This is a genomic window from Pedobacter cryoconitis (assembly GCF_003259615.1).
Lineage (GTDB): Bacteria > Bacteroidota > Bacteroidia > Sphingobacteriales > Sphingobacteriaceae > Pedobacter > Pedobacter cryoconitis.
Genome location: NZ_QLLR01000009.1, coordinates 87,048 through 113,816 on the forward strand (window position 1 = coordinate 87,048; position 26,769 = coordinate 113,816).

At 39.6% G+C, this 26,769-nt stretch carries 20 protein-coding genes; 11 read left to right on the plus strand and 9 right to left on the minus strand.

What is annotated here, in order from left to right; all coding sequences use genetic code 11:
* Positions 1 to 119: 119 nt before the first annotated feature.
* The 3 genes from LY11_RS11490 (at position 120) to LY11_RS11500 (ending at position 5,764) form a co-directional block, all read left to right on the plus strand.
* Positions 120 to 1,508 (plus strand): DNA/RNA non-specific endonuclease, encoded by a 1,389-nt coding sequence (locus tag LY11_RS11490; RefSeq protein WP_111633839.1) that lies wholly within the window; start codon positions 120 to 122, stop codon positions 1,506 to 1,508.
* A gap of 154 nt (positions 1,509 to 1,662) precedes the next feature.
* Positions 1,663 to 2,817, plus strand: a complete 1,155-nt coding sequence (dinB, locus tag LY11_RS11495) for a DNA polymerase IV (protein ID WP_111633840.1) — start codon at positions 1,663 to 1,665, stop codon at positions 2,815 to 2,817.
* 4 nt (positions 2,818 to 2,821) lie between these two features.
* The gene (locus tag LY11_RS11500) at positions 2,822 to 5,764 is read left to right on the plus strand and encodes a DNA polymerase III subunit alpha (RefSeq protein WP_111633841.1); all 2,943 of its coding nucleotides are present in this window, start codon (positions 2,822 to 2,824) and stop codon (positions 5,762 to 5,764) included.
* A 32-nt stretch (positions 5,765 to 5,796) separates the two neighbouring features.
* Here the strand turns inward: LY11_RS11500 and LY11_RS11505 are convergent, their stop codons facing one another.
* Positions 5,797 to 6,693 carry a retropepsin-like aspartic protease gene (locus tag LY11_RS11505; RefSeq protein WP_111633842.1) on the minus strand — a complete coding sequence of 299 codons (897 nt, stop codon included), beginning with the start codon at positions 6,691 to 6,693 and terminating at the stop codon, positions 5,797 to 5,799.
* Positions 6,694 to 6,782: 89 nt separating this feature from the next.
* Between LY11_RS11505 and LY11_RS11510 the strand changes: the two genes are divergently transcribed.
* The 3 genes from LY11_RS11510 to LY11_RS11520 are packed head-to-tail and all read left to right on the plus strand — an operon-like array spanning position 6,783 to position 10,850.
* Positions 6,783 to 7,460 carry a hypothetical protein gene (locus tag LY11_RS11510; RefSeq protein ID WP_111633843.1) on the plus strand — a complete coding sequence of 226 codons (678 nt, stop codon included), beginning with the start codon at positions 6,783 to 6,785 and terminating at the stop codon, positions 7,458 to 7,460.
* A gap of 42 nt (positions 7,461 to 7,502) precedes the next feature.
* Complete coding sequence (locus LY11_RS11515) at positions 7,503 to 9,566, plus strand: hypothetical protein (RefSeq protein ID WP_111633844.1); 2,064 nt, start codon at positions 7,503 to 7,505, stop codon at positions 9,564 to 9,566.
* Positions 9,567 to 9,584: 18 nt separating this feature from the next.
* Positions 9,585 to 10,850 (plus strand): hypothetical protein, encoded by a 1,266-nt coding sequence (locus tag LY11_RS11520; protein ID WP_111633845.1) that lies wholly within the window; start codon positions 9,585 to 9,587, stop codon positions 10,848 to 10,850.
* 34 nt (positions 10,851 to 10,884) lie between these two features.
* Here LY11_RS11520 and LY11_RS11525 read toward each other — a convergent pair whose 3' ends face one another.
* Both LY11_RS11525 and LY11_RS11530 read right to left on the minus strand, forming a co-directional pair.
* A complete protein-coding gene (locus LY11_RS11525) occupies positions 10,885 to 12,153 on the minus strand; it encodes a YeiH family protein (protein WP_111633846.1) in 1,269 nt (422 codons plus the stop codon).
* Positions 12,154 to 12,286: 133 nt separating this feature from the next.
* Complete coding sequence (locus LY11_RS11530; RefSeq protein WP_111633847.1) at positions 12,287 to 13,399, minus strand: aminotransferase class I/II-fold pyridoxal phosphate-dependent enzyme; 1,113 nt, start codon at positions 13,397 to 13,399, stop codon at positions 12,287 to 12,289.
* 156 nt (positions 13,400 to 13,555) lie between these two features.
* On the opposite strand from LY11_RS11530, the gene LY11_RS11535 reads away from it, so the two are divergent.
* Both LY11_RS11535 and LY11_RS11540 read left to right on the plus strand, forming a co-directional pair.
* Positions 13,556 to 14,107, plus strand: coding sequence for an NADPH-dependent FMN reductase (locus LY11_RS11535; protein WP_111633848.1), 552 nt, complete (start codon positions 13,556 to 13,558; stop codon positions 14,105 to 14,107).
* Positions 14,108 to 14,226: 119 nt separating this feature from the next.
* Positions 14,227 to 16,590, plus strand: a complete 2,364-nt coding sequence (locus LY11_RS11540; protein ID WP_170132671.1) for an ABC transporter permease — start codon at positions 14,227 to 14,229, stop codon at positions 16,588 to 16,590.
* 52 nt (positions 16,591 to 16,642) lie between these two features.
* On the opposite strand, the gene LY11_RS11545 is transcribed toward LY11_RS11540, so the two are convergent.
* Together LY11_RS11545 and LY11_RS11550 are read right to left on the minus strand one after the other, a co-directional pair.
* Positions 16,643 to 17,443, minus strand: a complete 801-nt coding sequence (locus LY11_RS11545) for an alpha/beta hydrolase family protein (protein WP_111633850.1) — start codon at positions 17,441 to 17,443, stop codon at positions 16,643 to 16,645.
* Between the two features lie 2 nt (positions 17,444 to 17,445).
* Positions 17,446 to 18,123, minus strand: a complete 678-nt coding sequence (locus LY11_RS11550) for a pseudouridine synthase (RefSeq protein WP_111633851.1) — start codon at positions 18,121 to 18,123, stop codon at positions 17,446 to 17,448.
* A gap of 442 nt (positions 18,124 to 18,565) precedes the next feature.
* Here LY11_RS11550 and LY11_RS11555 point away from each other — a divergent pair, with 442 nt between their 5' ends.
* From LY11_RS11555 to LY11_RS11565, 3 genes are read left to right on the plus strand one after another with little or no spacing between them, the layout of a single operon-like run.
* Positions 18,566 to 18,937: a hypothetical protein gene (locus LY11_RS11555; protein ID WP_111633852.1), complete on the plus strand. Its 372-nt coding sequence runs from the start codon at positions 18,566 to 18,568 to the stop codon at positions 18,935 to 18,937.
* A 39-nt stretch (positions 18,938 to 18,976) separates the two neighbouring features.
* Complete coding sequence (locus tag LY11_RS11560; RefSeq protein ID WP_111633853.1) at positions 18,977 to 19,498, plus strand: hypothetical protein; 522 nt, start codon at positions 18,977 to 18,979, stop codon at positions 19,496 to 19,498.
* A gap of 56 nt (positions 19,499 to 19,554) precedes the next feature.
* Positions 19,555 to 20,292, plus strand: a complete 738-nt coding sequence (locus tag LY11_RS11565; RefSeq protein WP_111633854.1) for an NUDIX hydrolase — start codon at positions 19,555 to 19,557, stop codon at positions 20,290 to 20,292.
* A 3-nt stretch (positions 20,293 to 20,295) separates the two neighbouring features.
* On the opposite strand, the gene LY11_RS11570 is transcribed toward LY11_RS11565, so the two are convergent.
* Genes LY11_RS11570 through LY11_RS11585 form a run of 4 tightly spaced genes read right to left on the minus strand, consistent with a single transcriptional unit; the run spans position 20,296 to position 26,751 of the window.
* Positions 20,296 to 21,702, minus strand: a complete 1,407-nt coding sequence (locus LY11_RS11570) for an efflux transporter outer membrane subunit (protein ID WP_111633855.1) — start codon at positions 21,700 to 21,702, stop codon at positions 20,296 to 20,298.
* Positions 21,703 to 21,730: 28 nt separating this feature from the next.
* The gene (locus LY11_RS11575) at positions 21,731 to 24,934 is read right to left on the minus strand and encodes an efflux RND transporter permease subunit (RefSeq protein WP_111633856.1); all 3,204 of its coding nucleotides are present in this window, start codon (positions 24,932 to 24,934) and stop codon (positions 21,731 to 21,733) included.
* Between the two features lie 6 nt (positions 24,935 to 24,940).
* A complete protein-coding gene (locus tag LY11_RS11580; protein ID WP_111633857.1) occupies positions 24,941 to 26,104 on the minus strand; it encodes an efflux RND transporter periplasmic adaptor subunit in 1,164 nt (387 codons plus the stop codon).
* Between the two features lie 53 nt (positions 26,105 to 26,157).
* A complete protein-coding gene (locus tag LY11_RS11585) occupies positions 26,158 to 26,751 on the minus strand; it encodes a TetR/AcrR family transcriptional regulator (protein WP_111633858.1) in 594 nt (197 codons plus the stop codon).
* Positions 26,752 to 26,769: the final 18 nt, after the last annotated feature.

Genomic DNA, 26,769 nt, shown 5'->3' on the forward strand with positions numbered 1-26,769 from the left:
CGTTTCCTGATCAGTAATCTTTTATTTCCCTATCAATTGATATATTTTTAATTAGATAACACTCAAATAATATAACTTTAATATTACATGAGTCTATTTACCTAAATATTAATCAACCTATGAAATTCAGAAATCTACTTTTCGCCAGCTGCTTGTCACTGGCATTTGCATCGTGCTCGAAAGACACTACGCAAGACCTCAGCCCATCTAATCCAAACCTTTCAGGCCAGCATGCCGCTGATCAGGCTACAGCTACTGTCATTACTGAAGATTTCGAATCCGGAAACAAAAGCTCTTACTCGACCGGAGACGTGACTTTAACTACTGGTTCATGGAATCTTAACGACGCATTGATCGGTTCAACAAGTGCCGACATCAAAGCTGGGACAAAATCTGTACGTATCCGTAACAACGGTATTTTAGGCATGAATTTTAATATCAGCAGTCCAACTTCGGTATCCGTTAAACATGCGGTATATGGAACTGATAATGCTTCTACCTGGCAATTATGGGTATCAAATGATAATGGCAGTACTTATTCACAAGCAGGTACTACGATCACCAGTTCTTCAAGCCAGCTGGCTACCGCTACTTTTAGCGTGACTAAAACAGGTAATCTGACTTTTGAAATCCGTAAAATATCAGGCGGCACATCACGTATTAACATTGATGATATTAGCTTTAGTACAGGTGGTGGCACCCCTCCTACAGACCCAGGTACAGATCCGGGCACAGGTACACCGGGTAACACTGCCGATAACAACAACTTATTGCTGGGAAACCCAAGTAATGCGCAACCAAGTATCAATTCAACAGCGAACTACCTGATGGATCAGACTTATTATGCAGAGTCTTATAACAGAGATAAAGGTACACCTAACTGGGTATCATGGCATATCAGCAGTACCGATCTGGGCAGCGCTTCCCGTTCTGATAACTTCAGAGCAGACATCAACCTGCCTTCTGGCTGGTACGGGGTAAGCAATACCAGTTATTCTGGTTCTGGTTTTGACCGTGGGCACAACTGTCCTTCAGGTGACCGGACTTCCAGCAGCACTGCGAACTCAGCTACGTTTTTAATGACGAATATGATTCCGCAAGCACCTAAAAATAATCAGCAAACCTGGGCAACCCTTGAAAATTATGTGCGCTCTTTAGTCACTGCGGGTAACGAAGTTTATGTGGTGATGGGCTCTTATGGTTCTGGTGGTACAGGTTCAAATGGTTACCAGACTACTATTGATGGTGGAAAAGTAAATGTACCTTCCCGCGTTTGGAAAGTGATTGTAGTACTTCCTAATGGCAACAATGATCTTTCCCGCATTACGACTGCCACACGTGTGATTGCTGTAGATACACCAAATGACCAAAGTACAGTGAATGCAGACTGGAAACAATACCTGACTACTGTAAAATCTATTGAGACAGCTGCAGGTGTGAATATCATGTCTAATGTGAGCCAAAGCATACAAACGGTTCTGGAAAACCGTACCGATTCGGGCGTTTAAACTGAATCAGTGATTTGAAAAAGGGAGAAGGAGACTACATAAGTTTCATTCTCCCTTTTTATTTTATCACCAGATGTAATTACTAATATATTTAGTAAATTACTTGTTATGACGACTATTTTTAGCATACATTTGTGTAAAAATAAATCGTTTTATGGCAGAGAAACACATCATACATATGGATCAGGATTCTTTCTTCGTCTCTGTCGAAGTACATAAAGACTCCTCATTAGCTGGTAAACCTGTCATTATTGGCGGTACTTCTGACCGTGGTGTAGTTGCTTCCTGCAGTTACGAAGCGCGTAAATTTGGGGTCCATTCTGCCATGTCTTCCCGTATGGCCAAACTGCTTTGTCCGCATGCTATTTTCATTAAAGGGAACATGGATGCGTATTCCCAGGCTTCACAGGAAATTACTGAAATATTAAGGTCCCGTGTTCCGCTGATTGAAAAAGCAAGTATCGATGAGCATTATATAGATATGACTGGCATGGACCGGTTCCATGGAACACTTCAATATGCCCATGAACTGCGTCAAACGGTGATCCGGGAAACTGGCCTGCCTATTTCCTTTGGTTTATCAGTCAATAAGACCGTTTCCAAAATGGCAACCAATGAATGTAAACCTAATGGTGAGCTTAATGTGAAACAAGCTGAAGTACAGCCGTTTCTCAATCCCCTTTCAATTAGAAAAATTCCCGGACTCGGTGAAAAGACCTTTATGAAGCTCAGTGATATGGGGATTAAAAAGATCTTCACTCTGTCACAGATCCACCCGGATCAGATGATCAGTTTACTCGGTAAAAATGGGCTGTCTTTATTAGAAAAGGCAAAGGGAATTGATCAGTCTGCGGTTATTCCTTACCAGGAACAAAAAAGTATAGGTACACAATGTACTTTTAAGGCCGATACTATTGATGTGGAAACTATCAATAACCTGATTACTTCGATGGTGATGGATCTGGGCTTTGAACTGCGGCAAAAGCAGAAGATTGCCGCTTGTATTACCGTGACCATCCGTTATTCCAACTTTGAGGATGTTACTAAACAGGCCACAATTTCTTATACTTCAATGGACGCAGTGCTGATCCGCAAAGCGAAAGATTTATTCAAACAACTGTATCAGAAACGGATGCTGATCCGCCTGGTTGGTGTACGCCTGTCTAACCTGGTGAATGGTTTTGAGCAGATTGATCTGTATGAGAATTCGCAGGAACAATATAATTTATGCCAGGCAATGGATAAAATCCGTCAGCGCTTCGGCGGGAAAGCGATTACAATGGCTTCTGTACTGGACCTGAAAATTTAAGCTGATGTACCTGAATGTCCACTCCCATTATAGCCTGCGTTATGGCACAATTGCAATTCCTCAGCTAATCAAAGCCGCCGCTGCCCAGGGAATTACGCAAATGGTATTGACCGATCTGAACAATTCTACCGGGGTTATGGAGTTCTGGAGGGCCTGTAATGCGGTTGGAATTAAACCCATTGGCGGATTAGAATTCCGAAGAGATAAAAGATTGCTGTACATCGGCATTGCGAGAAATAAAGAAGGTATGAAGGAGTTAAATGATTTCCTGACCTTTCATAACCTGAAGCAGCAGGAGTTGCCGGATCAGCCGCCCGTATTTAAACATTGTTTTATTGTTTATCCTTATGTATACGGGAAAATACTCAGAGCAAATGAGTTCATGGGGATTCGTTTCGATGAGCTGCACCAGCTTTATGGAAAAGATATTACAGGTTTTGCGGCTAAACTTGTTGTTTTACAACCTGTTGTGTTTTTAGATAAAATAGGTTATCGTTTACATGAATATTTGCGAAGTGTTGATCTGAATACCCTTTTAACTAAAACAAGCATGGCCGATAAATGCAGTCCTTCAGATACTTTCCTTCCTGCGGGAGAACTGGAAACCCGGTTTAGTAAATATCCTTTTATCCTGGAAAATACGCAGCAGCTGCTGGATAGTTGTGTAATGGATTATGAGCAGGGGAAAATTAAACTGAACCGCAAAACCTTTACTGGCAGTATGGCCAGAGATAAAGAATTGCTGGAAGAACTGGCAATGAAAGGTTTGATAGCGCGCTATGGGGAAGGCCATGAAAAGGCTTTGGAGAAGGTGAAATATGAGCTTAAAATAATCCACGACCTGAATTTCTGCGCTTATTTCCTGATCACCTGGGATATTATTCAGTACTCCATGCGGCAAGGTTATCACCACGTGGGGCGTGGCTCAGGGGCAAACAGCACAGTAGCTTACTGCATGAGAATCACTGATGTTGACCCTTTGGAGTTAGACCTTTACTTTGAAAGGTTTCTCAATGCGCAGCGCAGCTCTCCTCCCGATTTTGATATTGATTATTCGTGGGATGAACGGGAAAATGTACAGCAGTATATTTTTGAAAAATACGGGGCAGCGCATACGGCTTTATTAGGGACGATGTCTACTTTCAAAGACCGCTCTGTGATCCGGGAAATTGGTAAGGTGATGGGTTTGCCCAAGGCAGAAATTGACAGCTTTACAGACCATACCCAGGATGCGGCTAACCGGAACAACCCTACTTTTAAGAAGATCCTGGCTGTTGCTGAACTGATGAGCAGCATGCCTAACCAGCGCAGTATCCATGCAGGCGGAGTTTTGATTTCTGAAGAGCCGATTACTTATTATACCGCGCTGGACCTGCCACCTAAAGGAATGGCTACGGTACAGTGGGATATGTATGAAGCAGAGCTGATTGGTTATGATAAATATGATATTTTAAGTCAGCGGGGTATCGGGCATATTAAAGAAGCCGCAAAACTGGTGGAGCAGAACCTTGGCTTGAAGATAGATGTACACCAGGTTAAAAACTTCATGAAAGACCCGGCGCTGAATGTCAGGCTGCAATCCGGAAATACAATTGGTTGTTTTTATATTGAATCTCCGGCAATGCGCCAGTTACTGGCTAAGCTCAAATGCAATAATTACCTGACACTGGTTGCTGCGAGTTCTATTATCCGCCCAGGTGTGGCGCAATCGGGGATGATGAAGACCTATATTCAGAATTATCATCAGCCTGAAACGGTAAAATACCTGCACCCGGTGATGAAAGAACAGATGCAGGAAACTTATGGGGTGATGGTGTATCAGGAAGATGTAATTAAAGTTTGTATCCATTATGCGGGTATGAATGGTAGTGACGCTGATATATTGCGCAGAGGAATGAGCGGAAAATACCGTTCCCGTATAGAGTTTGATAAATTAATTGATAAGTTTTTTGCGGGTGCCATGGCACTGGGACGAGAAGAAATAACCACTAAGGAAGTATGGCGGCAGGTTTCTTCGTTTGCAGGTTATAGTTTTTCGAAGGCACATTCTGCAAGTTTTGCGGTAGAAAGTTATCAGAGTTTATTCCTGAAAACTTATTATCCGATAGAGTTCATGGTGGGTGTACTGAATAATTACGGTGGTTTTTACCCGCGCTGGGTGTATGTACATGAATTGCGGAAGGCTGGCGCACGTGTACATTTGCCTTGCGTGAATAATAGTACTCCGGTGGTCACTTTACATGGCATTGATGCTTATCTGGGCTTTATCGGGGTGTTGGGATTGACTTTAAAACTGATGGAACAAATCCCTGAGGAGCGGCATCAAAATGGAGATTATCTTGATTTAAGTGATTTTGTAAAACGTACAGCGATTAGCCTGGATCAGGCAATTATCCTGATTCGTACCGGCGCGTTACGTTTCACCGGACGCAGCAAAAAGGAATTACTCTGGGATGTCCACTCTTTACTCGGCAGCAAAGTTAAAGTGTTGAACCATGCGCAGTTATTTGAAGCGGAAAACAAACATTACCAATTGCCGGAGTTAGTCAATACCACTTTGGAAGATGCTTATCATGAGCTTGAATTATTGGGTTTTCCGCTTAGTCTTTCCTCTTTTGATTTGCTGCAAACTGCATACCGAGGACATCCCCAGACCAATGAGCTGATCGGTTATGTCGGGCAAATTGTTAAAATGGTTGGCCTTTATGTTTGTGAAAAGACGGTCCATACCAAGAACAATAAAAAGATGTGGTTCGGCACTTTCCTGGATGCGGAAGGCAATTTCTTTGATACCACCCATTTTTCAAGCAGTACTCCATCCTACCCGTTCCGTGGCGCAGGTTGTTACCTGATTTTAGGTAAGGTAGTGGAAGACTTTGGGTATCCGAGTGTGGAAGTTATCAAATTTGCCAAGTTACCGATTGTGGGTAATCCTGTATTGGAATAACTAACTGTGTTAAAATAAACTACTGCTTGCCATTAATTGATAATCAACTGTGCGTGATTCACATCAATAGTGATCTTTTTTCCGATCCAGTTGAGGGAAACAATACCGTCATAAATCAGTCCTTCCACAAAGGAAGCTTTTTGGTTTTCCAGCTTTGCCGAAGGCAGGTCTTTAAGCGCGATAGATAACAGGTTAGCTGTGTAAATTTTAGTGCGTACAGCAGGGTTAAACTCGCTTGGTTTACTGGTTACTTTCACTTTTTCATGGTCTGTACTGTCAATTCCCAGCAAGGGCATGTATTTAGAGTTGATACGGTACACGTTATTTCCAGAACCACTATCTATAGAAAATTGCAGGTTTAGTTTATCATTGATATTAAAATAGGCAAACATATCCAATGATTTATCTCTGGATATTTCCAGTTGTAAAGCAACGGCTTTACCTTTGGCCTTCAGTTCAGCAAAGCTTTTTGGGGTTTCAAAAATCAGCTGTTTATGGGTGTAATCCAGTGTTACGACCTGTTTTTTAAAACTCATCAAGGAAATTAAGCCGTCTATCGGGCCAAAGTCCACATCAAAAATTGTGAGTACCGGGTGTGTTTCAGTAAAACTTCCTATGGTCAGAGAAGCGGCATCATACAAATCGGCATCCAGTTTTTCCCCGGTCGCCCTGAAAGCTGTATATCCACCATCCTGTTTGTTTAATCCTTTGATTTTGTCTGCGAACTTCCTGGTTACCAGCGTTAAACCTGCGCCAGTATCGAATACAAAATTGCCTTCAACACCGTTGATTTTTGCTTTGACCATCACATGTCCCTGGTTAGTTATCGTGATCGGAACAGTAGTTTGTGCCTGTAATCTCTCGCTGGTTAATACGATGAAAATCAGGAATAATAAAGGTTTTAAGTAGTGTGGCGTTGATTTTGGCATGGAAAATGAAAAGTGGAAGTTACAAAAAGTAAGATTAAAAAAAACTCTACCTTTAAAAAATATTTTATAACGACTATTTTACCTTTTAAATGCAAAACAAAGCGCTCAGATACCTGGTATTACTCTTAACTGTATGTTGTTTTTCTTCTTGTTTTCAAATCATTGAAGAGATTAATATGGCCAATAATGGCTCTGGAACGGTAAACTTAACGGTAAATTTAAGTGCGAGCAGAACTAAAGTAGCCTCTATTATGCTTTTAGATAGTATCAATGGGTATAAAGTACCAACCAAACAGACTATTCAGAAAGAAATGGACGAAATAGTTGCTTATCTGAAAAAGGCTAAAGGGATTAGTAACGTCAAAAAGAAAGTAGATTTCGATAACTATATGGTGAGTTTAAGTTTCGCTTTTGAACAGGTTTCCAATCTTAACAACATCAACCAAAGTGTCCTTAAGAAGTTAAAGATCAATGCAGTAAATAACTCTTCCTATTCTTATACTGCTGCCACTAATACTTTCCAGCGCAATTATACGCATACTAAAGAAGCAGTTATCCAGTATAACAAGCTGAAACCGGAAGTAAAAAATGTCTTTAAAGAAGCAACCTATACCAGCATCTACAGATTTGAAAAACCGGTTGTGAGTTCTGCTAATCCGCTGGCTAAAGTCTCCAAATCTAAAAAGGCTATTTTGCTGAATACCGGTATACTGGGCCTGATTAATGGCCGTACCAATATTTCTAATCAAATTATCCTGTCTAAATAATATTAATTTTGTCTAAATAATACGTTATAATATACTATGCTCATGAATCATCTTTCCAAATGTGCCGTTACTGCTATCTTTTCTATCGTTGCGCTGGGTGCAAATGCACAGAACCTCGCTCATAAAATCCCTGCAGATGCTAAGGCTGTGGTTACACTTAAAGGGAACAACCTGATCGAACTGATGTCTGTAAAAGAGTTTAACAATACTTTCCTGGGCAAAAAGATGGTAGAGAAAATGCCTGAATCTGTGAAAGGACAAACTAAAACGATTGCAGATTTTGGTATCAATCTATCTTCTGTTTTTTATTATTATAACCAGAGTAATGATAGCGTAAGTTATAATTGTGTCCTTGCTCCTGTCAACAATTCAGGACAAGTAGACGATTTGTTCAGGCAGTCTGATAAGAAATTCACCACAAATGCTCAATTAAGAACTTTTTTTAACCACGATTCTACTGAGGTAGTTTTATGGAATGATGAAATGCTGCTTTTTGTAAAGAGCAGCGGCAAAGAAGCTTATTTTGCCAGACCAGAAGTGAGCAAAAGATTAGGTTTACCTGTAGCAGATCATGGTTTAACAGGAGATCCTGCAACAACTACTGTCAGATCTGCTTACCCGGGGATTGATTATACAACTACAGCAGATTCTGCAATAACTACTGTGGCGGAACCTTACGCGGAAGAACCAGTTGTGGTTAAGAAAAAGAAAGCTGTTGTCCGTAAACGCAAACCGGGCGCTCACCATTTTCCAAAACATAAAACATCAAAGAAATATCAGAAAAGAAAAAAGGTAAAGAATACGGTTTACCTCGGTGAAAGGTGGTCTAAGGAAGAGAGTTATGCTGCAGTAGATACTGCTGATATTACGCAAACTGAGGTGGACACGGTTGCTATTTATGGGCAGGATATTGAAATTGACACAGCTACCGTGAAGGAGAATAAACGGATTGCAGCGATCAAGAATAAAGAGGTGGTGAACTGGACTAAAAAAATGATCTCCGGTTTCTTTGTGAAGGACAGCCGCAACTCAATTTTAAGCAATAAAGATTTTGTTAAAAGTATAGATGAAAAAGCAGAGGTTACTGCTTGGATTGCAAGCACTGAAAAAGCGATGCAGGACTTTATGCCAACAGCAATTTTCAAAGGGATCAATTTCCTGAATGGATATGGAAGCGCAAATGTGAAGCTTTACCTGGAAAAAGATGCGATCAGAATTGGTTCATCGATCACTTTGAGTAAGGAAATGGCAGAAGCTTTCACCAAAATCAATAAGAGAAAGGTGAACAAGAAGTTTTTGAACTATGTGAATGAGGATAAACTTACAGGTTATATGGCTTATGCGCTGGATAGCAAGGCTTATTTACAGGAATATCCTAAGCTGATGAACAGAATGTACGGTTCAATCTATAAGGATGAAGCTGACATGGCAACCGATTTGTTTTCGCTGCTGTTGGATGAGGAAGCGGTAAGTAAAGTGATTAAAGGGGATGCACTTTTCATTTTTAACGGCTTAAAGCAAAATGAAGTCACTTATAAGACTTATGAGTACAACGAGGATAATTTCGAAAAAGACACGGTAACCAGAACGAAAAAAGAAACTTCTCCTGATTTCTTGTTAATGGTTTCTACGGAAGATACCAGGTTATTGAATAAACTGATTGCTTATGGGGTTAAGAAAAAGGTAGTTACGGATCTGCAGAGTTATTATGAGATTTCTACGCCAAAAACGCCAGTGCCTGTTTATTTCGCAATCCATAACGGGATTATCTTTGTCGGAACAAATGTCGATGAGATTAAACAGATTGTGAGTAATCAATACCAGGCAAAAGTTTCTGCCAAACATAAGAATGCGATCCTGAAAAGTAATTTTTCTGCCTATTTCAGCGCTAAGCGATTTGCTGGAAAGATCCCTGCAAATGAATTTACGAACCCTCAGCAATTAGCCAGAACGAATAAACTGCTGAATTCCTTAGGAGATATTTATATGAAATCTAACCAGATTAAAGACAATGTATTTTCTGGTGAAATCAGCATGGACATCCCTGCGAAGCAACAAAATGCTTTAAAATATTTATTCTCTATTGCTGAAGATGTAGAAAAATAAGGCTGAAATTATATTCCAATGAAGAAGATATTCATCGCAGCAGCAGCTATAGTTTTATTGTTGCTGCTCACTGTTTACGGCTTACTCCAATACAGGCAGTACAGTTCTTATCAGAACAGAATTCATCAGCGGGCTTCATTGATTTTTAAAATCAATGTCGATCAGATTGTGAAAAAGAGAGGTTTAAGCAATTTAAAAAGCGGTGCGCGCGGATTTGGTGTACCAGCTAATATCTTTGTTTATACGGTTAGCAATAAGTCTGCCCTGACGTTTTTCTGTTCTCTTCCGGTAACTGATACTACAGTATTAAAGGCTTATCTCGAAAGAGTATTCAAGATTAATCATTTTATATCAAATGCGCAGGGACCGGTCTGGGGAAATAGCCAGGATCAAAGTATAAAGGTTGTTTATAATACGCAGAATGTAGTGATCTGTTATTCTTTAATAAAGGAAAGCGTAAATGACATTATGGGAGAACTGCTGGCCGGAAAAAGTTTGTTAGCGGATACGGATGATAGAGTTGCCAGGCTGAAAAAGCAGGACGCTCCTATTGTTTATGATTTCAAAAGCTATTCCGGACAGGCAAGCCTTACTGATCATGGTCTTTTGTTAAGCGGGACATTTCCTCTAAAGGGGCTTGGTGTACCGGATTCTTGTAATCGTCCGGAAATTTTAGCGCAAGGATTAAGTGTGAGTGGATGGTTAAATGCAGATTTAAAAGGGGTATTGACTCAGGATGTCAGGTTCAATGGGCATGTATTGGAACAGGATTCACTGCTTGGATATTATAAGGGTTTACTGGAATTTGAAGTTGGAAATCCGGTCAGTCAGTCTCAATCGGTAATTAGTTATACTTATAATGATGAATTTGAGAAGGTTGAACAGGAGGTGAAAAAAGAAGTAAAGGTTCCTGAAATCACGTTGTCTTTAAAGGGGAATACATCATCATTGGTTTCTTATTTGTGCAAACAAGGGGTTATCGGAACGGATAATCAATTGAATAGAGAGTTATTTCCTTTGTATCAGGTCTATGGGCAATATGATAACCAGGTATTTCAGCTGAGTACTAATCAAAAGAGACCAATGAGTTCGGCATATGTCTATACCCCCTATTTCTTTTTTGCAGCAATAGATTTTGATCAGCTCAGGAAACAGAACCAGTTTACGTTATTAAATAGTTATATCAAAGATTTGAGTTTGCTGAAAGTAAAAGCGAGCAGGCAAAATCATCAATCCGGAAAAGTTGAAGCTGAACTGACGTTTAACCCGGACATCGATTTTTAGCTTAAAGCCTTTTCCTTAAATCTTCGCTGCGTTGCTAAATCTTCGCTGCATCACTAAAAAGGAACCAGGCAATAATTAAGGTGATAAAAATGTTAAACAGTTGTGCCAGTAAAAATGCGTAAAGTGGTTTCTTGTTTTCATTCTTAAAAAGATCTTTAAAGTTGGTTTCCAGACCAATACTCGTAAAAGCGAGTGTAAACCAGGCATTCTGAAGATTTTTAAGACTATCCTTCACCGGGGCAGCTGTAGCTGGCGATAAAAAGAAAGAGAAAACTACCGACGCACCTATAAAAGCGAGTACAAACTTGGGAAATCTCTCCCAAATAATTTTTAAAGTCGGTTTTTCTACGGTTTCAGCACCTTTGGCAGCTTTATTATAAGACCAGTAAATACTAATGGCAAAAGCTGCAATCCCGAGCAGTACATTCTGTGAAAATTTAACAATAGTACTTATTTTCAGCGCTTCTTCTCCTACCAAAGTTCCCGAAGCCACGACAGCTCCTGTGGTATCAATACTTCCACCCAGCCATGCGCCGGTTACTTGTTGCGGAAAAGAAAAATAAGCTGCAATATAGGGCATAAAGATCATCATGGGAATGGCAGTGATCAGCACCATGGAAATCACGTAAGACAGTTTCTTAGGATCTCCTTTAATAGCTCCCGAAGTAGCGATTGCTGCAGAAACACCACAAATAGATACGGCACTGGAGATCATCATGGTCAATTCATCGTCTACTTTTAACTTTCTACAAAGCCAGAATGCGAAATACCATACGGAGAGTACGACAATTAATGCTTGCATCAGCCCTAATGAGCCTGCTTTTAAAATGTCTGAGAAAATAACTGTGGTTCCGAGCAAGACAAGCCCGATTTTAACAAAAAGCTCGGTAGACAGGGTATCTTTGAACCATTGCGGAAGTTTAAACAGATTACCGATAAGCAGACCGATGGCCAGACTGAAAATTACAGCTTCCAGGTTGATTGATTTGATAAACGAATTTCCGGCAAGTATCAGTGCAAAAATAGTCAGCAGATACACTGCGGGAAAACTGATTAAGAAGTTTTTGACTGGCTTACCGGTTACCAGCGCGCCAATTGCACCTACTATCAGCACAAAAATAAACTGGATGAGGATTGTCGTTAGGTTGCCTGTATTAAAAATAGCAGTTCCAAGTTCAGCCGGGCTGCTCCATTTGTATATGGGTACAGGAACGATGTAAAAAACAAGGGAAAAGAGAATAACAAGGGAGCCAAGGATAACTACTGTCCAGTCTTCATGCAGTGGTTTAATTCTATCAGTCATTAGTAAGTATTAAGGTCAAGCTTCCAGTCGGTTAAGCGCCCTAATATATTAAAATTTAACTTATACGAAGTATAAGACTACTAATTTAGTATGCTAAATTAGTAGTCTTCACATTTTATACTGTTTCTTCGCTTTATTTCCTGATATACTTTCCGAAGATTTCCAGAATCTCCGGCAGGTTTTCCCTTCCAAATCCAATTCTTGCATGTTTATCACCGTATTCAAATGTTTCAGCGGGTAATAACATAATTCCTGTTTCTTTAACCAGCCGCTCTGAAAACTCCATTGATGTTTCTTTAACTTTCAGCTTAATAAAGGCAGTTGAGCCGCCAACTGGTTTAGGGAAATCAAAAAAGTCTGCATTGTCCTGATGAAACTGAGTAAATAGTTTAAGGTTTTTCTTGATTTTTAACAGATTGGGTGTTACAAATTTATCCATGTTGTTAAGTGCAATAGTGGCTAGAATTTCACTGGTCGCACTGTTACAAATACTCAGGTAATCTTTGAAATTCTCTACTTTCTGCAGGATGTTTTTGTTTTTTGAAGTCAGCCAGCCTAATCTTAAACCTGCAAGTCCAAAGGTTTTTGCTGTGCCCCATAAACTGACTGCATTTTCATATAAATCGCAGGCAGAAGGCAGGTCTTCTTCTTCTGTATGGTTTAAAAAGCGATACATTTCATCAGAGAAAAGAACAATGTTATGTTTTTTAGCGATAGCTATTATCTTTTTATAATCTTCAAGAGCCGGGATAAAACCGGTAGGATTATGAGGAAAATTGATAATGATCATTTTTGTATCAGGTTTGATCAGTTTTTCAAGTTCTTCGGGGTCATAGTACCAGTTTTCTTGTTCCTGACTGGCTGTCCACGAAGAAACATCACAGCCTAAAGATTTAGCGATCTCATATAAGGACTGATACATCGGTGACATACAGATCACGTGATCTCCTTGGGAAAGTAAAACATTCATCAGGATGAAGTTAGCTTCGCCGGGTGAAGAAACTACGATTTCATCGGGTTCGATAGTTTTAAAGTGTTGTTGAATTGCAGTACGGAGTTCCAGGCTTCCACGGGTTTCTGTATAACCGAGTTTGAGGTTATTCCAGCTTTCTTTTTCTTCTGCTGAAGCCAGATTGAGAACGTATTGCATCGGGTAACCATCACAATCGGAACTTGACAGCAGGTATTTGGCTGTGAATTCATACCTGGCAAAATATCTTTCTACGGCAAAGTCTTTTATTTTCATGTATAGGTTTCTTTTTTAGGGGTAGCGATGAAAAGTATAGGGGTCGTAAATATATATATTAAAACATTTTTTCTATCAAATTAACACCCTTTTCCCCTCTCCCTTCATTCCCGGATTTCCATTGCAGGTTTATCTTTCATTGCGTATTATTGCTTTATGAAACCGTCATCCTTAAAAAATATCATTGCCATTTCAGGCAGCACAAGGAAAAACTCTGCCAATCATCATTTGATCAAAGCTATTGGCGAACTATCAAAAGATACTTTTGAAATCACCCTATTTGAAGATTTATTGGGGTTACCAGCTTTTAACCCCGATGAAAGCATTGAAAACACCCCGGAAAAAGTACTTCAATTCAGAGCTTTGCTTAACGCTGCTGACGGTATACTGATTTGTACGCCAGAGTATGCACATGGCGTTCCCGGAACATTGAAAAATGCAATTGACTGGACGGTTTCCAGTGCTGAATTTTCAAATAAACCTGCCGTGCTGATTACAGCTTCCACTGATGGAAAATATGGACATGCAGGATTATTGGAAACATTAAAGGTTATTGAAGCTAAAAATATAGAGAATTTGGAATTGCTCATTTCTTTCGCCAAAACAAAAATCAATGCTGAAGGTGAAATTACAGAAGAAAAAACACTGGAGCAGATCAAAGCTTTGCTTAACAGGTTTAATGAGACTATAAATGACGTTCAAGATTGAACAGCAGACGTTCGGAATTGAACAATTGCGAACGTCGGAATGGCTTTAATCCATAGATAAGCCACGATTTCATGAATGGCACATCATTGGCAGGGCTGTATATATTCATTCTCATATTTATGTTCAAACTTAACTTCATTATTGCATTCAGAAATATCTGGAAAAACAAATCCTCCTCACTGATTAATATCGGAGGCCTTGCCATTGGATTATCTTCTTGCTTACTCTTGATGTTATATGCTCATTACGAATGGAATTATGACAAGCAATTTAAGAATTCGGCCGGGATTTATCAGGCCATGGTGAATAGTTATGACGGAAATGGAAATACAGTAAGTACTATTGACCTTACGGCAAATGTACTTGCCGCAACGTTAAAGGAAGATTTTCCGGAGGTCAAACATATCGCCAGAACGACAAATGCTTATAAAAGATTACTAACTACTGCCGATAATAGCTTTAAAATCAGCAGCAGATATGCGGACCCCGATTTTCTTAAGGTATTCGATTTTCAGTTTCTCAGCGGAAATCCTGCAAAAGCACTGAACGACCCTAATTCCATTATACTTACAGCAACCACAGCCAAACGTTTGTTTGGAACGACAGATGTCTTAAATAAAACTGTAAAATTTGAGAATCAGGCAAGTTTAAAAGTTACTGCCGTTATCAAAGATCTTCCCGCCAATATAACTTATACTTTTGAAGCGCTTACTCCATGGACCTTGTTTGAAAATTTAAATCAATGGCCAGCAAAAACAAATTGGGGAAATCATTCCTTCTACACCTTAATGACGCTTACCGGAAATACTGATATTAACCAGTTCAATCAAAAACTGAAAGGATTGGTCAAAAATCACATTGTTACTGCTAAAGAAGATGTTTTTCTTTTTCCATTGACCAAACTACACCTGTATGGGGATTTTGTAAATGGTAAAAGTACAGGAGGAAAAATCAGTCAGGTTCAACTATTTGTAGCTTTAGCGCTTGGTATCTTACTGATTGCCTGTATCAATTTCATGAATTTATCTACTGCCCATGCGCAGAAAAGAGCAAAAGAAGTGGCGATTAAAAAAACTATGGGAGCCACAAAAAGTTCCCTGGTCTTCCAGTTTTTAGCAGAATCTCTGATGCTGACAGCCATTAGTATATTAATCAGCATTGCTATTGTAGAGCTGGCCCTACCCTGGTTTAATCATTTACTGGATATTACGATAACTATTAGTTACCTGAACCCTGTTAACTGGATTATGCTATTCGGTCTGTTAACTTTAACGGGTTTTCTTGCCGGGAGTTATCCTGCTTTTTATCTTTCCGCATTTAATCCGGTACAAACTTTAAAAAAGAAAGCAGGCTTCCAGATTTTAGGTTTAAGACAAATCCTGGTTATCATTCAGTTCTCATTTGCTATTATCTTAATTGCTTCGACAGTTACAATCTATCAACAAATCCAGTTTATCAAAAACAGGCCGTTAGGTTATCAGCCAAATGGTTTGGTAGAGGTTCCGCATGAAGGTTTGCTGTATGAGAAATATGATCTTTTAAAATCAAGGTTATTAGAAAGCCAGGCCGTGGTTGGTGTTACGCAATCTTCAAGCGGTATCACCAATAAAGAGAGTACGATCCGCGAGTTAGGATGGGAAGGCATGGCAGAATCAGGCAAACTTATAGATTTTGATCAGCTTTATACAACAGCAGATTTTGTTAAAACAACTGGAATCAGGCTAACTCAGGGCCGGGATTTTAATAAAGACAGAACATCCGATCATTCAGGGATTCTGCTTAGTGAAAAAGCAGTACGTATCATGGGACTTAAGCATCCGCTCGGCGCAAAAATAATTCACCAGGGAGAACCAAGGATAGTTACCGGCGTGTTTGCAGATATTGTGTGGGGTAATCCGAACAAGTTTACTGCACCTATGCTCATTGCTTACGCCGATGGAATTAGTGAAACGATTACCATGCGCCTTAATCCTCAGAAAAGTGCTGCCGAAAGCATCGCTGCAATTGGTACGATCCTGAAGGAACTAAATCCGGATTTTCCGGTTGATATTAAATTCATTGATAACTTAAACCAGGGAAAACTAAAAAATGAAGCCACAATAGGTATTCTCGCCAATATATTTGGTGGTCTGGCAATTTTTATATCGTGCATGGGCTTATTCGGATTAACCGCCTATAGTGCCGCGCAGCGTACTAAAGAAATTGGTATCCGTAAGATATTGGGAGCAACAGTCAAAGAGTTAATGGAAATGCTGGCTTTAAATTTTGTAAAGCTGGTATTAATAGCCATTGTGATCTCCTCACCTGTTGCCTGGTATTTAATGAACAGGTGGTTAATGAATTTTGATATTCAAACACCGGTCAGCCTTTGGATATTTATTTTAACTGCACTATTTACAATTCTTATTTCCTTATTAACTGTAAGCTGGCAAACCTACAAAGCAGCTATTGCTAATCCGATAAAGGCACTGAAATATGAATAGAAGCGCTCCAACGCAGGAAATTAGGGCAAAATTCCTGTTAAGTACAGAAAGGTTAATCCTGACTTTTTATCAAGAAGTCTAAAACCAGCTGGTTTATTTCCTGGTGCTGCCAGTCTTTACCGTTAGCGTCCATTTCATTATGTATAGTGCTTTTTAACTTCACAAGCTCTATTCCGAAATGCTGCTGCTGGTCGGATGATGGTAAAACGCCTTCATCAGCGGGCTGATCTGAGGAGCGCAAGCTATATATCCTGGGTTTGCTAACTCTTGGAAATGGCATCCTCCGGTTATCAAGGGAAATTACGCAAGCTACTAATTCGGGATGTTGTGTTGCAAATAGCATGACCATATCTCCACCGTTGGAGTGACCGATTAAACTGAGGTGTTTATAATCAAGATCGGGCCTGGTTTTTTTGAGTTGTTTGATGACAAATAAAATATTCTGAACTCCCCGCTCCCAGTTGGGCCAGCGTGTTTCAATTGGTTTACCTGCAGTGGGCAGCAAATCATCTGTAGCAAGTTCGTGCTGGATACTCACTACAGTATAGCCCTTTGAGGCCAGAAAGTTGGCAAGATAACTGTAAGCTTTAAATGATCCCCATTGGTTTTGACCATAGCCATGGTTTAAAATAATAACCTGATTCAGTTTTCCGGTTTTAGAAAGCGCTGGTTTTTCAGGTCCGTAAATGGCTACAGGAACAAGACGTTTTCTAGATTGATCAACCCAGTTGAGTGTATCCAGTTTAACTACCGCAGTCAATGATTTAGCCGCGGGTTCAATGGGTTGATTTTGCTGAGCAGACAAGGTGCGTGCTCCCACTGAAAGCAAAAGAATTAATAGTAGTCTTTTCATGGTTACCAGCTCATGATGTCCATCACTCTTTTAAATTCTTGGTGTATATTGGCTTTAAGGTGAATATCTTCTTTGGTAAAAGGGTGTTTGAAAATCAGTTCTGAAGCGTGTAATAACATCGTTGTCATTTCCCACTGCTCTTTAAAGAACCTGTTTTGTTTGTTACAGCCGTGCTTGCGGTCACCTATAATTGGATAAAAGATATGCGCAAAGTGTTTACGTAGCTGGTGCATACGTCCTGTTGTAGGGGTTGCTTCTACTAAAGAGTATCTTGAAGTGGGGTGTTGACCCAAAGCAATATCGAGTTCTGCTCTTTTTAGGGTAACAAAGGAAGTAAAAGCTTCTTGAATTGCTCCATTTTCTTTAACTAGCGGATAGTCTATATCCTGACTGTCAGGAGCATAACCTCTAACAATTGCAAGGTATTTCTTTTGTATTTCCCCGTTTTGAAATTGCTGGTGCAGTGCAATTTCAACATCTTTCTCAAAGGCAAATAATAATAAACCACCTGTTTTTCTGTCTAAACGGTGTACTGGACTTACCCGTCTGTTAACCTGATCTCTTAAGAGTTGTAAGGCAAATTCTTTCGCATCGGTTGCGATTGAGGAACGGTGTACTAATAGTCCATGTGGTTTATTGATCGCAATGATATGATCATCCTGGTATACAATTTCAAGCATTAATTTTTTTCGCGAATATAGCTTTTTATAAATTCTCCGGGAAAGGAAAATTCTGATTTGCGGTAATAATATCGAAGACTTCATTGGTTATTATTGAATGAAGTTCTTAATCACAACATCTCTTACTCGTACTGGCATATCAAATTCATTCTTTACAACCTCTATTTTAACAAGATACTTGTCACCATTTGGCATTTCTTTACGCTAATATTCTCCATCCTCTTCAAACTGAGCATAAAACGAATTTCCCAATTCAAAGGCACACTGCTTCCCTAATTCATACATATTACTCATGTTTTTTAACAGACGGTCAACTATTGAAACTGTTTTCATTGGAAATACAGCTAAAGTGTACTCAATATACTAAAAAGGTAAAATATCCGCCAAACTGATTCTTAATATCACTATCTCTCTTAATAACCAGGCATTAATAAATAATACCATGATGCCTCCTTATGAATTGGAATCTTCTATTGGTTTTTATTATGATAATGTTTCAGTAACAATCGTGACAAAAAGTGGAACTTATGTTGCTACTATAAAAAACTCAATTGAATATAATAAATCCTTTAGAGAATATAGTAAAAATCGTGAAGCTTATCGAGACCAATATCGAGCACTCGCTGGAACTTACAGAGAGGAATTCAATATTAATGCTACTGAGGGAGAGGCAACTATGTTTGCCTTATTAGCGCAATTAGGCAAATCTATAAATTTGTACAAAGCACAGCCTGGTTCAACTGAATTTAAACCTGTTGAAGCTGGTACGCTAAATGGTACCCCTATTGTCCGTGATATTAATTGTCCTCAATAATCCCTGATTAAAATATATAAATTACTAAATTTATTACTTATGAAAATTGCAACAGTCTTATTAACGATTATATTATCCTTTAGTATTAACAAACAAAATAGAATTTTTCTTAGTCCAGAAATCAGTATTATACTACCTAAAGGAGCTAATGTGTTTGATGACCAGGAATTTAAAGAAAGCATGAGTGCTTTCGGTACTGGAGATGCTTTTAAAAGAATTACAAAAGATATTTACAAGATTGATAACATCATTCTTCGTTTTTCAGTTGTAAACGGAGAAAGATCTTATGAGTATTTGCAATCAGAACAGCAATCTTATAAAAGATATTTGAAACCTACAGATGATAATGAGTATAACTCGGAAATTAAAAGTATTAAAGGTAATTTTTATTTAAATATTAGTTTTCACATTAAAACTTCAGGCCACAATAGAGCCAAAGTTTACAATCCTAAAACCAGGAAAATTTTCAATATTGAAATTGAATACAAATTAATAGCCGGTGAGAAAGAGAAAGCTGAGCAGATTCTTCAAGAAATACTGGAAAGCGCAGAGTTCAAATAATTATGATTAGCCAATTTTCACCAGATCTTTTAAACAGATTCTTATATTGCCCCATAATGAAACTAGACCAGGGGATAATAAAGAAAAGTAAATGGATGTGGGAAAATTGCTTACCCCATATCTCTGTAGACAGCGTAGTATTCGGATTTCATGAAAACCAGCTCAAAGTCTTATTACTCAAAACGAACGCTGCTCAAAAGTGGTTATTACCAGGCGGTTACATCCTTAAAAATGAAAACTTACAAGATGCCGCGCAACGTGTCCTTTTTGAACGCACTGGTGCAGAACGTGTATACTTACAAGAATTCGGGGTATTTGGTGCATTAAACCGTTCTGAAGGGTTCTTTGAAGGTTATGAAGATGACCTGTGGTATAAACAACGTTTTATATCTGCAGGGTTTTACGCACTTGTAGACTATACAGAAGTAAACGTGACCGCTGATGAATATAGTGAAACATGTGAATGGCGGAGTATTGATGACTTGCCGGAACTGGCGATGGACCATCAACTGATCTATACAAATGCCTTAACTATATTAAGGCAACAATTAAGTTATAAACCAATTGGACTGAATTTACTTCCGGAGAAGTTTACACTGTCGGAATTACAAAAGCTCTATGAAACTACATTGGGAAAACCACTCAACCGGGGTAATTTTTACCGCCGTATTATGCGTTTCGATATTCTGATCAAACAAGAAGACCTGCGTAAAGGCGGGGCGCATAAAGCACCCTACCTTTACAGCTTTGATCCTCTGAAATATCATGAGTCCCTGCAAGGACTCGATTGGTAATCGCTATTTCCAGCCACCACCTAATGCACGGTAAAGGTTAACCACAGCTTGCATTTTCTGCAAATGATCACTTACACCGCTTAATTGCGCTGCTAACAAACTTTGTTCTGACGTTAATACATCAGTATAGTTTGTAGCAGAGCTAAAGCGTAATAAGTCTTGTGTGTAGTCAACTGCTTTTACTAGTGCCGCAACTTGTTTAGCTCTTGAATCTTGTTTTTCAACCGCAGTCTGATAAGCATAAAGCGCATTTGAAACTTCTTGCCCTGCAACAAATAAACTTTGCTGGAAGTTATTTAATGCTTGTATTTGCAAGGATTGAGCAGTCTTTAAACGTGCTTTATTTAATCCCTGATTGAAAATCGGCTGGGTCAGCCCTCCTACTAAATTGTAGAAGACAGAGTGGTCAAAGAAGTCTTTCAATGTCAGGTTTGAAAAACCTGTTGAAGCTGTCAAAGTCAAACTTGGATAGAAATAAGTTTTAGCTAGGTTCGTGTTTTCAAAAGCGCCTCTGAAAGCAAGTTCAGCCTGTTGAACATCCGGACGGTTTTGCAATAACTGCGCAGGAACACCCGTCGCTAAATCTGAAGGAATAGCTTGCACTTCCATCGTACTTCTGTCAATAGATCCAGGATTCTCAGCCAATAATATATGTATGGCATTCTCTGTTTCACGAATACTCCTTTTCAAGTCTGGTATAGAAACTTCAGTTGCATAACGACTGGCCTCACTTTGTACGACAGCTGCACCGTTAACTACTGCACCTTCTTTCAAAGCTTTCATAGTTTCTACATTTGCAATTCTGCTTTCCAGTGTCTTCTGAGTGATAGAGAGCTGCTGATCTAAAGCCAGCAATCCATAATAATTATTCGCAATATCAGCAATCAATTGGGTCTGAACAGCTTTCTTAGCCGCATCCGTTTCCAGGTATTTAGCTAAAGCCGCCCGTTTAGTACTACTTAGTTTACCCCAGATGTCCGCTTCCCACGAAGTACTCATGGTTAACTTGTAGGTATTGGTCACCGTATTGATATTAATTCCCGGAGGAAAGTTTAAACCCGCATTAGATTGTTTACTTCTTGTTGCATTGGCATCTGCACTCAAAGTAGGAAGAAAAGCCAGTTTAGCCTGTTGCAAGGTAGCCTGAGCCTGCAGAATATTCTGAATAGCATTCTTCAGGTTTACATTCTGATCAAGACCTTTTTGGATCAGGACTTTGAGCTTCTCATCTGTGAACAGCTGCTGCCATGGCTGATTAGCCATGGTCAAAGAGTCTGTTGCATTTTGTCCGCGATACAGTCCGTCAGTTTGCACCTTGGGTCTTTCGTAGGTTTTTGTCACTGAACATGCGCTGAAAAAGGTTGCGGCGACCAGTAAAGCAAAAACCTGTTTGTTATATTTATGAGTCATCTTATTCTGTTCTAAAATTTAAAATCAACTAAGCGGTTGGCGGTTCAAGAAGTTTGTGCTCTTCTGCACCTTCTATCCTTTTAGTTTCATGTACTTCTTCTTCTTCCTCATCATCGTCGTAGCTTTTTCTCGCTGGTCCGCTGATTTTCTCTTGTAAAGTCTGGAATATGATAAACAATACAGGGATCACAAATACCCCCAGGATTGTTCCGATCAGCATTCCCCCTACCGCACCAGTACCAATTGATTTATTACCAACCGCACCTGCACCTGTAGAAAACATCAGTGGCACCAGTCCGAAGATAAAGGCAAAGGAAGTCATCAGAATTGGTCTTAAACGTGCAACTGCACCTTCAATCGCGGCCTGTACAATCGGCATCCCATTTCTTCTTCTATCCAAAGCAAACTCTACAATCAGAATTCCATTTTTAGCCAGTAACCCGATCAGCATGATCAGGGAAATCTGCAGATAAATATTACTGTTCAGCTTAAAGATAATGGAGAAAAGATAAGCTCCTGCCAGTCCAAACGGAATTGATAACAATACAGCGAATGGAAGAATATAACTTTCGTATTGTGCACTTAATAAAAAGTATACAAAGATAAGACACAGCGCAAAGATAAATATCGTTTCACTACCTGAAGCCAGCTCTTCTCTTGTCAAACCTGAGAAGTCAAAGCCATATCCGGCAGGTAACGTTGAAGCTGCTACTTCCTGAATCGCTTTAATTGCATCACCAGAACTGAAACCTGGGTTTGGCGCTCCTGTGATAGATATAGAACTGAATAAATTGAACCTTGAAATAGATTCCGGGCCATATACCCTGGTCATTTTCACAAATTCTGTAATCGGTGCCATATTACCAGCGTTATTTCTTACAAATATTTTGCTCAATCCTTCAGGATTCGTCCGGTATTCGGCTGCTGCCTGAACCATTACTCTATATTGCTTACCAAACTTGTTAAAGTTAGAGGCGTATAATCCACCATAATAACCTTGCATAGTCTGTAAAACAGTATTGACACTCACACCAGCATCTTTACATTTCTCTAAATTTACATCCATCAGATATTGCGGGAAACCCGGATTAAAAGGTGTTGTCGCATATTGAATCTCAGGACGCTTCGCCAGTGCCGCAAGGAAAGTATTATTTACCTTGAAGAATTCATCCGTAGTGTGTCCGCCTTTATCCTGTAACTGGAACTCAAATCCACCACTCTGACCAAATCCCTGGATAGTTGGAGGAGAGATAAAGAAGATACTCGCTTCTCTGATTCCTGCTGTTTTAGCAAAAAGTTGTCCGATTACCTGGTCTACACTCAATTTACGGTCATCCCAGGTTTTTAATTTCAGAATAACCATACTGTAAGCACTACCAGCACCAGCAGTAAAATTCTGACCTACAATACGCAACGTATTTTGAACGCCGGGTATGGTATGCGCAATACTGTCTACCTGTTTAGCAACCGCTGCTGAACGTTCCATAGAAGCCGAAGGAGGCAAACTGATATTCGTAAATATCGTTCCCTGATCTTCTGCGGGTACAAACGCCGAAGGAGTAGTTTTCATCATATAAACCAGTGCCGCACCTGCAATAGCAATACTTGCTAAAACTATCCATTTCTTAACCGAAAGAAACTGTACTGAACGTTTATACTTATTAGTTACATTATCAAAAGCAACGTTAAAGGCAGTATAAAATCTTTGAATGAAAGTCTGATTTTCGTGGTCGTCAGCATGTGGTTTCAAGAGCAAAGCACAAAGCGCAGGACTTAAAGTCAAAGCGTTTATTGCCGATAAAATAATCGCTACGGCCAGTGTAATACCAAATTGCTTATAAAATACCCCGGTAGAACCTGTAATAAAAGTTACCGGAATAAATACAGCCGCCATAACTAATGTAATCGAGATAATCGCTCCCGATATTTCACTCATGGCATCAATGGTCGCTTTCTTAGCCGATTTATAACCGTGGTCTAGCTTCGCATGGACCGCCTCGACGACTACAATCGCATCATCGACCACAATACCGATGGCGAGTACCATCGCAAAAAGTGTCAATAAGTTAATTGTAAAACCGAATAAGTTCAGGAAAAAGAAGGTACCAATAATAGCTACCGGAACCGCAATTGCCGGCACCAAAGTAGATCTTAAATCTTGAAGGAAGATAAATACAACGATAAATACTAAGATAAAAGCTTCAATCAGTGTATGAATTACTTTATCAATTGAAGCATCAAGATTCTCATTTACATCGACCAGCGTTGTATATTTTACGCCTTTAGGGAAGGTTTTGGCAGCCTCTTCAATGATCTTTTTTGAATTGTTGATTACGTCCCTTGCATTCGAACCAGGTGTCTGACTAATAGCCACACCTACTGATTCTTTACCATTGGTTTCAATGGTAGCGGTATAACTTAATGCCCCCAATTCAACTTTGGCTACATCTTTTAAGCGTAATAATTGACCGTTACCAGCAGATTTAATAATGATATTCTCAAATTCTGTAGCTGTGGTTAAACGGCCTTTATATTTAATTACATATTGAAATGCCTGGTTACCGTTTTCACCGAATTTACCCGGTGCAGCTTCAATATTCTGTTCTGCCAGTGCAGCAGAAATATCACTAGGTATCAAACTATACTGTTGCATCATATCAGGCTTTAACCAGATACGCATCGAATAATCTTTAGAGCCGAAAACTGTCGCGTCCCCTACTCCGGTAACACGTTGTATTTGTGGCACCAAATTGATCTTTGCATAGTTTTGCAGGAAAGTCTGATCATAAGTTTTATCATCACTGTATAAAGCAAAAATTAACAGGTTACTACTTTGACTTTTCGTTACCGTTACCCCGGCCTGAGTTACCTCTGCTGGTAATAAACTTGTTGCTCTGGATACCCTGTTCTGCACATTTACCGCTGCTAAATCGGGATCTGTTCCTACTTTAAAGTAAATTTTAATACTTGCTGCACCGTCATTGGTTGCCGTAGAAGTCATGTAAGTCATGTTTTCTACCCCATTGATCTGCTCTTCGAGCGGAATAACGATACTTTTTAAAACCACATCCGCATTCGCACCAGTATAACTGGCAGAAACGTTGACCGTAGGTGGGGCAATATCTGGATACTGCGCAATTGGCAGTGACGTGAGTCCGAGTATCCCCAGAATAACAATAATCACAGAGATTACCGTGGAGAGTACTGGTCTTTGTATGAATATTTTAAACATTTGCTTTTATTTTAAGTCTGCGTAGACAGTTTCCGGGTTTTCAGCATTCGCTTTAATCTGCGTGCCGTCTTTTAGAGTTGCTACTCCTTCTAATACTATTTGATCTCCTGCTTTTAAGCCGTTTTCTACTACGAAGAAATTACCAGCTGTATTTTCCATTACTGTTACTGCAACATTTTTAGTCTTGCCGTCTTGTCCCACAACCACAACAAAGCGTTTATCCTGTAATTCGAAAGTTGCACTTTGAGGAACCAGAATTGCATCTTTCACTGCATTAGGAATTCTTACGGTAGCACTGCTTCCACTGCGGATCACACCTTTAGGATTAGGAAAACGGGCCCTGATATTTGCTGACCCTGTAGCGGTATTGATTAATCCGTTTACGGTTTCTATACGGCCTTCTTCGGTATAAGGTGATCCGTCAGAAAGTAACAAAGAAACTTTAGGTAGTTTAGCAAGTTTCTGTGCAAAAGAACCGCTGCCGTCTTTAGTGAAATCGAGCAATAGTTTTTCATTCAGTGCAAAATAAGCATATACGTTACCAATACTGGAAACCGTAGTTAAAGGATCTGCAGTTGTACTGCTCACCAAACTTCCTAAACGAAAAGGAATAGAGCCTACTACTCCATTTACGGGACTTGTCACGGTAGTAAATCCTAAATTCGTTTTAGCATTAACTAAACTGGCCTTTGCAGTCGCTACAGCTGCTTGTGCAGACTCATAAGTATACTGTGCTGATTCGAGCTCGTATTTACTCACAATATCTTTATCTACCAGTGGTTTTACTTTATTGATAGCCAGTTTCGCTGCATTCAATTGTGCCATTGCGTTTGCGATGCTTGCATTAGCTGTTCTGACTTCCTGTTCGTATTGCGGAGCACTGATTTTGAATAACGGCTGGCCGATCTTCACAACAGCACCTTCATCCACAAATATTTTGTCGATGTAGCCATCCACTCTTGGCCTGATCTCAATATTCTGCTGGCCTTGTATGCTTGCAGGATAGTCTGTATTTAAGGTAGCAGATCTGGGTTCCAGTTTCAGGACTTTGTATTCCTTAACCTGCCCAGCTGCGGCTGCGGCCTGTGCGGCCTTATTTTTGTCGTTGCCACATGAGGCGAGGGTTAATCCTGTAATGAACAGGAGCCCAATCTGTATTGATGTTTTCATATTTACTTTTTCTTGCTGATTGGTTTCTATTGTGAATTAATATTGAATACGATTTATTTTGCGGGATAGATCATGTCAAAAATGAGCTGTTTTCTTTGTTTCATTAGCTTATGGTACTCGTGATCACTTATTTTCATAAAGCTTTTACTCAGATTAGCTGATAGTAAAGGATAAGCCATTAAGGCAAACAAGTTCATCATGTAGTGGCGGGGGTCCATAACCTGGATATTCCCTTTGTCCATTTCTTCTTTTATTTCGGCCAGAAATGGTTTAGTGTGGGTGTCATGAACCTGGTCTGCATGCTCCTGGTTATAGCGGTTAGTTTCGGTAATCAGAAACAATTCCCGGTAAGGATAGGCTATCGTCTGATCCATGAAAACATTGATCAGTTTTTTTAATTTTTCTTTAAATGGCTGCTTTCCCGTAAAAGCGTCCGACATCATCTGACGCAGTTCATTCATAGCTTCTTCAGTTACCTGCTCAAATAATAGTTTCCTGGACCTGAAATAATAATGTACAAGAGTTCTGTTTACTCCGGCGGCATCTGCAATATCCTGAGTTGTGGCATGCAGCTTCCCGTCCGCAAAAAATATCTTCTTGGCTGTATCTTTAATTAATTGCTCTGTTCCTTTGTCTTTTATTGGCATCGCAGCTTGTTTTTAATA

What these genes read in the sequence shown, in the direction of transcription:
- LY11_RS11490 (WP_111633839.1), top strand. Translation starts at nt 120, where the DNA reads ATGAAATTCAGAAATCTACTTTTCGCCAGCTGCTTGTCACTGGCATTT.
- dinB (WP_111633840.1), top strand. Translation starts at nt 1,663, where the DNA reads ATGGCAGAGAAACACATCATACATATGGATCAGGATTCTTTCTTCGTC.
- LY11_RS11500 (WP_111633841.1), top strand. Translation starts at nt 2,822, where the DNA reads ATGTACCTGAATGTCCACTCCCATTATAGCCTGCGTTATGGCACAATT.
- LY11_RS11505 (WP_111633842.1), bottom strand. Translation starts at nt 6,693, where the DNA reads ATGCCAAAATCAACGCCACACTACTTAAAACCTTTATTATTCCTGATT.
- LY11_RS11510 (WP_111633843.1), top strand. Translation starts at nt 6,783, where the DNA reads ATGCAAAACAAAGCGCTCAGATACCTGGTATTACTCTTAACTGTATGT.
- LY11_RS11515 (WP_111633844.1), top strand. Translation starts at nt 7,503, where the DNA reads ATGAATCATCTTTCCAAATGTGCCGTTACTGCTATCTTTTCTATCGTT.
- LY11_RS11520 (WP_111633845.1), top strand. Translation starts at nt 9,585, where the DNA reads ATGAAGAAGATATTCATCGCAGCAGCAGCTATAGTTTTATTGTTGCTG.
- LY11_RS11525 (WP_111633846.1), bottom strand. Translation starts at nt 12,153, where the DNA reads ATGACTGATAGAATTAAACCACTGCATGAAGACTGGACAGTAGTTATC.
- LY11_RS11530 (WP_111633847.1), bottom strand. Translation starts at nt 13,399, where the DNA reads ATGAAAATAAAAGACTTTGCCGTAGAAAGATATTTTGCCAGGTATGAA.
- LY11_RS11535 (WP_111633848.1), top strand. Translation starts at nt 13,556, where the DNA reads ATGAAACCGTCATCCTTAAAAAATATCATTGCCATTTCAGGCAGCACA.
- LY11_RS11540 (WP_170132671.1), top strand. Translation starts at nt 14,227, where the DNA reads ATGTTCAAACTTAACTTCATTATTGCATTCAGAAATATCTGGAAAAAC.
- LY11_RS11545 (WP_111633850.1), bottom strand. Translation starts at nt 17,443, where the DNA reads ATGAAAAGACTACTATTAATTCTTTTGCTTTCAGTGGGAGCACGCACC.
- LY11_RS11550 (WP_111633851.1), bottom strand. Translation starts at nt 18,123, where the DNA reads ATGCTTGAAATTGTATACCAGGATGATCATATCATTGCGATCAATAAA.
- LY11_RS11555 (WP_111633852.1), top strand. Translation starts at nt 18,566, where the DNA reads ATGATGCCTCCTTATGAATTGGAATCTTCTATTGGTTTTTATTATGAT.
- LY11_RS11560 (WP_111633853.1), top strand. Translation starts at nt 18,977, where the DNA reads ATGAAAATTGCAACAGTCTTATTAACGATTATATTATCCTTTAGTATT.
- LY11_RS11565 (WP_111633854.1), top strand. Translation starts at nt 19,555, where the DNA reads ATGAAACTAGACCAGGGGATAATAAAGAAAAGTAAATGGATGTGGGAA.
- LY11_RS11570 (WP_111633855.1), bottom strand. Translation starts at nt 21,702, where the DNA reads ATGACTCATAAATATAACAAACAGGTTTTTGCTTTACTGGTCGCCGCA.
- LY11_RS11575 (WP_111633856.1), bottom strand. Translation starts at nt 24,934, where the DNA reads ATGTTTAAAATATTCATACAAAGACCAGTACTCTCCACGGTAATCTCT.
- LY11_RS11580 (WP_111633857.1), bottom strand. Translation starts at nt 26,104, where the DNA reads ATGAAAACATCAATACAGATTGGGCTCCTGTTCATTACAGGATTAACC.
- LY11_RS11585 (WP_111633858.1), bottom strand. Translation starts at nt 26,751, where the DNA reads ATGCCAATAAAAGACAAAGGAACAGAGCAATTAATTAAAGATACAGCC.